Source organism: Chromobacterium vaccinii, assembly GCF_000971335.1.
Lineage (GTDB): Bacteria > Pseudomonadota > Gammaproteobacteria > Burkholderiales > Chromobacteriaceae > Chromobacterium > Chromobacterium vaccinii.
The window spans coordinates 1-5,219 of sequence record NZ_JZJL01000099.1 but is presented as its reverse complement, the minus strand read 5'-3'; the positions used below and the strand labels follow the sequence as shown (position 1 = coordinate 5,219).

The following is a 5,219-nucleotide window of genomic DNA, read 5'->3' as shown; positions in this document are numbered from 1 at the left end:
TTGCACGACAGCTTCTTCGATCTGGGCGGCCACTCCTTGCTGGCAACCCGGCTGATCAGCCGCATCCGCGCGCTGTTCCAGGTCGAGCTGCCGATCCGCGCGCTGTTCGAATCGCCGACGGTGGCCGGGCTGGCGCGCTACATCGATGACGGCGAGATCGATGACGATTCCTTCAATGTGCTGCTGCCGATCAAACCCGACGGCAAGCGCCCGCCGCTGTTCTGCATTCACCCGGGCGGGTGCCTGAGCTGGACCTATGTCAGCCTGGTGCGCTACCTGGATGCGGAGCAGCCCATCTATGGCCTGCAGGCGAGGGGCATCGACGGCCAGAGCGAGCCGGCAAGCTCGATTGAAGCCATGGCCGCCGATTACGTGGCCCAGATCCGCGGCATCCAGCCGCACGGCCCTTATTACCTGCTGGGCTGGTCTCTGGGAGGCAACCTCGCCCAAGCCATGGCCTCGCAGCTGGAAAGCATGGATCAGGAGGTGGGCTTGCTGTTCCTGCTCGATTCCGGGCCGTCGCCGATGCACAAGGACGATGAAATGATCGAGTACCCGCTGTTCACCAAGGAGTTCAAGAACACCTTCAAGTTCCATGTCAGCGAAACGAAGATGCAGGCCATTTTCGAGGTGACCAAACGCCATGTCGAACTGATCCGGCAATCGACCACGCCGGTCAGCCAGGGCCCAGCGCTGTTGTTCCGGGCCACGGTGCCTTACGACGAATCTACGCCGCTGCTGCCCCCGCATGCGTGGAATGAGTATGTGAAAGGCGATATCGAAGTGCATGAGGTCCATTGCCAGCATGCGCAAATGAACCGAATCGAATTCATGGAGCAGATGGGGCCGGTGATCGAACGCAAGCTGGCCACGCTCCACGACCAGTCCACCCGCCGTAATTCTTGAATAGACAGGAGTTGAAGCATGACCGTATCCGATAACGTATTCCTGCGCAGCCACACCAAGATCGAGCCGTTGATCATGCGCTGGTATGCCTGGGCGCACCTGGTATCGCCAGCCCAGCATGCCTTGAATATCGCCTTTCGCCACTTGCCCATGCTCAAGTCTTTCGTCGCCTCGCCGGCGGTGCATGAAGCCGCGTCCAGCAATCCGGAAATGCTCGGCGGGCCTTTTCTGGAACTGAAGAAAAGCGATGCCGCCGCGGTGAAGGCGCTATGGCAGCAGACCCAGCAGCAGGCGGGCAGGCAGATCGCGTTCGCCGAGGCGCTGCTGGAGCTGGATCGCAGGCTGCAGCAGAGCGAGACCGGCCTCAGCCTCGACCATATCTACGCCGAGCTGCCGGAGCCGCTGCAGGGCCTGGTGGAAGTCAGCTATGACTTGCATAACCACCCGTCTCTGCGGCTGATCGAGGAGCTGCTTTATCTGGAGGACTGGGTGGACGGCGCTGGACAGGAAATCGCCTTCAGCTTGGACAAGGAGGAGGAGCGCGCTTTCTTCATGAATACGCCGCGAGTCGACGCGCCGGGGCGCATGGTGGTGCCGCTGCCGTTTGCCGACGCGCGCTTCGATTTGCTTTCGGCCAGCCGCCTGTCCTCGGTGTCCTTCAGCCAGTTGGCCGATGCGCTGGAGATTCCGGAGGATCAGCGCCCGGCTTTCCGCGAATATTTCACCACCTCCGCGCCGCAGCGCAATGAGCCCGAGTACGAAGGCGATGGCGTGCGAGTCCGTTATTTCGGCCATGCTTGCGTGCTGGTTCAGACCGCGGAGGTATCGGTTCTGGTCGATCCCTTCCTGACCTGGGACCATCAGCCGGAGCAGGGACGGTTGACCTTCTACGATCTGCCGGACCATATCGACTACGTTTTCCTGACCCACAACCACCAGGATCATTTCAGCTGCGAGGCTTTGCTGCAATTGCGAGGCCGCATCGGCCACATCCTGGTCCCGCGCAACAATGGCAACAATTTCGCAGACCCTTCGATGAAGCTGACGCTGAAGCGGCTGGGTTTTGACAATGTGATCGTGATGGACGAGATGGCCGACATCACGCTGCCGGACGGCCGATTGGTGAGCCTGCCGTCCTATGGCGAGCACTCCGACCTGAGCATCACCAGCAAGCATGGCCTGTACCTGTCGCTGAAGGGACGCAGCTTCATGTTCCTCGCCGATTCCGACGCCAAGGACCGCGTGCTGTACCGGCGCATCATCAAGCAGGTAGGCAAGGTGGACAACCTGTTCATCGGCATGGAGTGCGACGGTGCGCCTCTGACCTGGCTTTACGGTCCTTATCTGAGCAACCCGATAGGCCGCAGAGAGGATGAGTCGCGGCGTTTGTCTGGGTCGGATTGCGAGCGCGCCTGGCGCATCGTCGAGGAGTGCGGCTGCAGCCAGGCGCTGGTTTACGCAATGGGCCAGGAATCCTGGTTCCGTTTCGTGGTGGGCTTGGAGTACACCCCGGACAAGAAGCAGATCGTCGAATCCGACAAGTTTGTCGACCGTTGCCGCCAAGCCGGCATGGCGGCGCAGCGTTTGCATGGCTGCCAAACCATGCTGCTGTAGCAAGCTGTCATGGGCGTAGGGAGGGGCGGGCGGCGAGCCCCCTCTCCGGGTCCCATCCGACTCAGCGGGAGGCCCGGCTCGGGCTGGGCGCTCCTGTATTCACTGGCGAATATCCGGCCGTCAAAAGAGCCGCTTCGCCGTCAGCCGCAAATAAATTGCCTATCTGGACGATGCCATCCCGCTGCGGCGATTAACCGTGTCCGGACGCAGGCGATCGAATCCATCAAAGGGGAAGTGCCATGAGCTCGGCCATAGACTTCGAGGCGTCGTATCCGCTCACCGCGTCGCAGCGGGAAATCTGGTTGGACCAAATTACCCAGAGCGATGCGCCTGTGTACAACGTGGGCGGTTACATGCCCGTGCGCGGTCCGCTCGACGCGGCTTTGTTGTCCCATGCCGTCGAATTGCTGCTGGAGAAGCACGACGCTTTGCGCATCTTGTTGTCGCCGAGTGCGAAGGGGGATGGTCTGCCGCGGCAGACCATCGCGCCGCGGTTGTCGGCCAGCGTGCCGCTGTTGGACTTCTCCGCGCAGGAACAAGCGGAACAATACGCCGAGCAGTGGATGCGGCAGCAGCAAGCGCAGCCGTTCGAGCTATATGGAAAACCGCTGTTCCGCTTTCATTTGCTGAAAATACGGGCGGATTGCCATTATTTTGTTTTGCACTTTCACCATCTGATTGTCGATGGCTGGACGGTGAACTTGCTGATGGAGTCTTTGGGCAAGATTTACAGCGCGCTGGCCGACGGGGAGGAGGTCGAGCTGGCGGCGCCTTCCTACCTCGATTTCATTGCCGACGACCAGCGCTACCATGCCTCCGAGTTGTTTGAGCGCCAGCGGGACTTCTGGCGGACAAAATTCCAGGCCTTGCCTGATCCCTTGTTTCGTCCGGACAGCCAGGCGGAGGCGGATGGCCGCCGGACATCGAGCTCGCACCTGGCGCTGCCCATGTCGCCGGAACTGTTCCAGCGTGTCGAGGCGCTGTCCAGGCGGGAGGGGTGCTCGCCATTCCATGTCATTCTGGGCGCATGGCAGATCTATATGGCGCGAGCCGCGCAGCGCGATGAGCTGGTGGTCGGCCTGCCTATGCTGAACCGGTCCGGCGGCCGCTTCAAAGCCACCGCCGGCTTGTTTGTAGGCATCAGCGCCATGCGGCTGCCATTTGACGCCGAATGGAGCTTCGCGCAGGTGCTGCAACGTTTGCAGCGCGAGCTCAAGCATTGCTACCGGTACCAACGCTTTCCGATCAGCGAGCTGAACCGCGGGCTTGGCTTGTGGAGGCAGGGACGCGCCCAGTTGTTCGATCTCGTGCTGTCGTACGAGCAGTATGACCAGCGCTTCCGCTTTGGCCAGGCATCGGCCAAGCCTCCCATCATGTGTTCCGCCGATGGCGAGCGGACCCCGCTGTCGATGCACGTTCGGCGCAACAGCAGCGACAACGTCAAAATCCATTTCAGCTATAACCAGGCCTACTTCGAAAAGGAGGAGGTGCTGGCGATCTGGCAACGCTTGCTGCATGTGCTGGAGCAGGTGTTGGAGGATCAGATGGTCCCGGTGCGGGCGTTGGCCCTGTCCACTCCCGCCGAGGCCGATCGTCTGGCGCGGTGGAACGCCACCGTACGCGATTACCCGAAGCGCCGTTGTGTGCATCAGTTGTTCGAGGAGCAGGCGGAACGCACGCCGGATGCCGTCGCGGTGAGCGATGAGCGCGGACAGCTCAGTTACGGCGAACTGGAGTTTCAGTCTAACCAGCTGGCGCGCCATCTGCGTCGGCTGGGCGTAAAACCGGGCCAGCTTGCGGCGATCTGCGCCGAGCGCAGTTACGAGATGGTGGTGGGGCTGTTGGGGATTTTAAAGGCGGGCGGGGCTTATGTGCCGCTGGACCCGTCTTATCCGCCTGAGCGCCTCGCGTATATGCTAGACGATTGCAAGGCGGCGACGGCGCTGGCGCAGCCCGCGACTCGGGGTCTGCTGGGGGCGCGCGCGCAAAGCGCCGTCGATCTGAGCGGAGGGGGCTGGAGAGGAGAATCCGGCGAGCGCTTGAGCCAAGAAGAAACCGGCCTGGATGATAACGATCTGGCCTATGTCATCTATACCTCAGGCTCCACCGGCCAGCCTAAGGGCGCGATGAATGAACACCGCGGCGTGGTGAACCGGCTGCTCTGGATGCAGGAAGCCTATGGCCTCAATGCCGGAGACGCGGTGTTGCAGAAAACGCCTTGCAGTTTCGACGTATCGGTCTGGGAATTCTTCTGGCCGCTGATGAGCGGCGCCAGGCTGGCGATGGCCAAGCCGGGCGGGCATCGCGACCCGGCCTACCTGGCCCAGGCCATTCAGCGGCTCGACATCACCACCATCCATTTCGTGCCATCGATGCTGCAGGCTTTTCTTGAGGCGAAACAGGCTTCCGATTGCGTGGCCTTGCGCCGGATCATCTGCAGCGGCGAAGCCTTGCCTGCCGCGCTGTTGCGGCGCTGCCGGCGCTTGTTGCCGCAAGGGGCGGTTCACAATTTGTACGGCCCGACCGAAGCGGCGGTTGACGTTACCGCTTGGACTTGCGACGCGGATGGCGTGCCCGACGCGGTCCCGATCGGCCGGCCGATCGCCAACACGCGCATTTACCTGCTGGACGCGCAAGGCCAGCCGGTGCCATTGGGCGCGGCCGGCGAAATCCACATCGGCGGCGTACAGGTCGGCCGA

3 protein-coding genes are annotated in these 5,219 nt (G+C 62.2%); all 3 read left to right on the top strand.

The genetic code is table 11. From position 1 onward, the window contains the following. A partial coding sequence (locus VL52_RS22605) for an alpha/beta fold hydrolase (protein ID WP_144410387.1) occupies nt 1-906 on the top strand: 906 nt, incomplete at its 5' end. Between the two features lie 18 nt (nt 907-924). Then, nucleotides 925-2,520 (top strand): MBL fold metallo-hydrolase, encoded by a 1,596-nt coding sequence (locus VL52_RS22600; protein ID WP_046159154.1) that lies wholly within the window; start codon nt 925-927, stop codon nt 2,518-2,520. Nucleotides 2,521-2,759: 239 nt separating this feature from the next. Continuing rightward, nucleotides 2,760-5,219, top strand: a 2,460-nt coding sequence (locus VL52_RS22595) for a non-ribosomal peptide synthetase (protein WP_046159153.1), incomplete at its 3' end; no start/stop codon positions are given.